This is a genomic window from Pseudomonas sp. Sample_24 (assembly GCF_004307605.1).
Taxonomy (GTDB): Bacteria; Pseudomonadota; Gammaproteobacteria; order Pseudomonadales; family Pseudomonadaceae; genus Aquipseudomonas.
Map to the genome: position 1 here is coordinate 1 of NZ_RCNW01000064.1, position 2910 is coordinate 2910.

The window sequence follows — 2910 nt, forward strand, 5'->3', positions numbered from 1 at the left end:
CCAATTGAGCTACTGACCTAAAACAAAATCAGGCCGACCATTATGCCGGCCCGAAGAAGACTTTACAACATTTTAACTCTGCGACCCAGGTGACGACTTCCACACAAGCTAGCTAAAAAACCTTGCGAAGCAACCGACTGCAACCTGAAGCCCTTAAAACAAAGGCAGATATTTTCATATCTGCCTTGTTATATGGAGCTCTTGAGCGGATTTGAACCGCTGACCTCACCCTTACCAAGGGTGTGCTCTACCAACTGAGCTACAAGAGCGAAACACTGTGCAAAACCTGTAAACTTGGAGCGGGTAGCGGGAATCGAACCCGCATCATCAGCTTGGAAGGCTGAGGTTCTACCACTAAACTATACCCGCGAGGCTTACAGCTCTCGCTAAAATGGTGGAGGGGGAAGGATTCGAACCTTCGAAGTCGTAGACGTCAGATTTACAGTCTGATCCCTTTGGCCGCTCGGGAACCCCTCCTAAGCGAGCCGGCATTCTACATCATGCCAGCCTTCTGTCAAGCATTTTTCTCATTAAAAACCTGAGGTTAGCTGCGTTGACCTCGCTCCACGCCGTTGACCGTTTCCGGTGTTCGCTGTGGAGCGGGCGCCATTCTATGCAAACTATTCGAAGGGTGCAACCCCCTCGCAAGGCATTATTTTATGTTTTAACTCATTGAATTCTTTAGAAAGGTTTATCAGCTGCAGATCATCCAGCCAGCGCCGGCTCTCCGGGGCCACGCGCAACCAATAACCCGCTGATTCAGCGCTACCTCGAGGCAAGGCCTGAAACCTGACCTCCATACCTGTCAGTCTTCGTTCAAGCCCCTGAGCAACATCCTGGCGCGCAAAACCACCTACATAAAGACAGTTTGAGTCCACCTGGACCGCTTTCTCTTTCTCTTTCTCTTTATCTTTAGACGCGACTTCGGTCTCGCTCAACAGCCGGATATCGTGCTGCGACCCTCGATACAAACTCAAAGGCGTTACGTCCTTCGCGCGCAGCGGAGCCTCTTGTTGATGCCAAATGTAATAAAACACATTGAGAACAAGCAGCAGCAAAAACAACCAACGCATAAGTACCTCAGGCTAAAGGGCACGCCATCGCCAAACCGACAAACACCAGATCCGGAACCACCCTGGCTTCAGGCACCACTTCGGAGACCAGAGCTGCATCACCACCCGTTAGGAAAACCGCATAATCGTCACCCCAACGCTCCCGCGCCAGTCCGAGCTGCGTCAACACGAACCCCCGCAGCATCAACAGGCAACCGCGCTCGACAGCCTCAACCGTTGTACGCCCTGGCTCGAGACTTTCCAATGCACGTTCAGCCGCAAGATCACCGTAACGAATTTTGCGAGTATGCGTGCGAAGTTGATTTCGCATCAATGGCATACCGGGGCATATGAACCCACCGAGATGCCCCCCATCCGCCGCAACGAAATCGGCTGTGACCGCAGTACCGAAATCCAACACAAGGCACGCCCCAGCCGCCAAATGAAACCCTCCAAGCAGGGCGAGCCAGCGGTCGAGACCCAGCTTCTCGAACTCTTCATAACCGTTTCGAACGCCGGACATTTCCCGGGCAGGCGAAGCACAAACGACCGATACGCCGAAGAATTGCTTCAAGAGAGAGACCAACAGCCCGGTCTCCTCTTGAGTCCTCACGCTGACCAGCCGACAGTGCTTGAGAGCCAGTCCCTCGAGTAGATTCAAGTCCGCGAGCAAAGCAAGATCCGAATCAACAACCCCGCCACCCACCACCACCCGGGCATTCGATTCGAGCACACGCCACTTGATAAAACTGTTTCCGCAGTCGAGCTCAAGAATCATTGCGCAACCTCAGGCTCAGCTCACCGCCACTATAGACTTTTTCCACACCACCTACCTTCAAGCGCAGAGCCCCCTGATTATCGATCCCCAGCACCTCGCCATCTATTTGATTTACGCCCGCAATCAATGACACAGCGCGCCCCTGCCACAAGTGATGCTGCTCCCACTCAGCCTGGATGGAAGAAAAGCCTGTGGCCTGATGGCGAGCAAGGTACCTCTGCAGCATCACACCTAGTGTTGCCACCAACTGATTTCGATCAAACATCTTGCCGGACTCCAGTCGCATGGACGTCCATTGCTGATCAACCTCATCGGTCATTTGCATGTTTACATTAATCCCAACACCCAGCACCACATGACAGACATCAGCTGGATCGCCTACCAACTCAAGCAGGATACCGGCAATCTTCTTTTGACCTACCAGAACATCGTTCGGCCACTTCAAACCCGCCTCGGAAACACCAAGCTCACGCAACGCCTGCATGACAGCAAGCCCAACGACAAGACTCAACCCCTCCAGCTGACGCATCCCGCCTTCGATGCGCAGCACCAGGCTAAAGTAAACATTCTCCGCAAATGGACTGACCCACTTACGTCCCCGCCGCCCGCGCCCCGCCGTTTGACGCTCGGCAAGCACCAGAAAGGGCGCGACCTGGAGACGCTCTATCGCTCTCAGAGCCTCGGCATTTGTGGAATCAATTGAATCGAAGACCAGAACAGGCCACTCGCAAGATGGGGCAAGTCTCGCTATCTCAGCAGGATCAAGCAGCGTCAATGGCGCTGCCAATTGATAACCCCGCCCTCGAACTTTATGAATGGACAAACCCAGCTCAGCTTCCAAGTGCTGAAGCTGCTTCCACACAGCACTGCGACTAACACCCAAGGCAGCACCAAGCGCTTGACCTGAATGGAATCGGCCATCTTTAAGAAGCTTTAACAACGTCAGCATGCAAGTCTCGCCTCACAATGAGGCCCGCATGATAGCCACGCCCCGAGCAAATGCATAGAAATCAAGGGAGACGGATTTTCCTGCGGACAAAACAAAACCCCAACTGCTTTCGCAATTGGGGTTTCGGAATT

Annotated in this window: 3 protein-coding genes and 3 tRNA genes; all 6 read right to left on the reverse strand. The window is 53.5% G+C overall.

Features of this window, described 5'->3' with window-relative positions; translation table 11 throughout:
* Nucleotides 1-193: 193 nt before the first annotated feature.
* Nucleotides 194-269, reverse strand: a tRNA-Thr gene (locus D8V06_RS02920).
* A gap of 26 nt (nucleotides 270-295) precedes the next feature.
* Nucleotides 296-369, reverse strand: a tRNA-Gly gene (locus tag D8V06_RS02925).
* Between the two features lie 23 nt (nucleotides 370-392).
* Nucleotides 393-477 (reverse strand) — tRNA-Tyr (locus D8V06_RS02930).
* A gap of 143 nt (nucleotides 478-620) precedes the next feature.
* Entirely contained in the window at nucleotides 621-1073 is a 453-nt protein-coding gene (locus D8V06_RS02935) for a hypothetical protein (RefSeq protein WP_056855888.1), read from the reverse strand.
* A 7-nt stretch (nucleotides 1074-1080) separates the two neighbouring features.
* Nucleotides 1081-1830: a pantothenate kinase gene (locus D8V06_RS02940; protein ID WP_130906943.1), complete on the reverse strand. Its 750-nt coding sequence runs from the start codon at nucleotides 1828-1830 to the stop codon at nucleotides 1081-1083.
* On the reverse strand, nucleotides 1820-2779 hold the full coding sequence (gene birA, locus D8V06_RS02945) for a bifunctional biotin--[acetyl-CoA-carboxylase] ligase/biotin operon repressor BirA (RefSeq protein WP_130930407.1): 960 nt from the start codon (nucleotides 2777-2779) through the stop codon (nucleotides 1820-1822). The genes D8V06_RS02940 and birA overlap by 11 nt, the downstream gene beginning before the upstream one ends.
* Nucleotides 2780-2910: the final 131 nt, after the last annotated feature.

What these genes read in the sequence shown, in the direction of transcription:
- D8V06_RS02935 (WP_056855888.1), bottom strand. Translation starts at nt 1,073, where the DNA reads ATGCGTTGGTTGTTTTTGCTGCTGCTTGTTCTCAATGTGTTTTATTAC.
- D8V06_RS02940 (WP_130906943.1), bottom strand. Translation starts at nt 1,830, where the DNA reads ATGATTCTTGAGCTCGACTGCGGAAACAGTTTTATCAAGTGGCGTGTG.
- birA (WP_130930407.1), bottom strand. Translation starts at nt 2,779, where the DNA reads ATGCTGACGTTGTTAAAGCTTCTTAAAGATGGCCGATTCCATTCAGGT.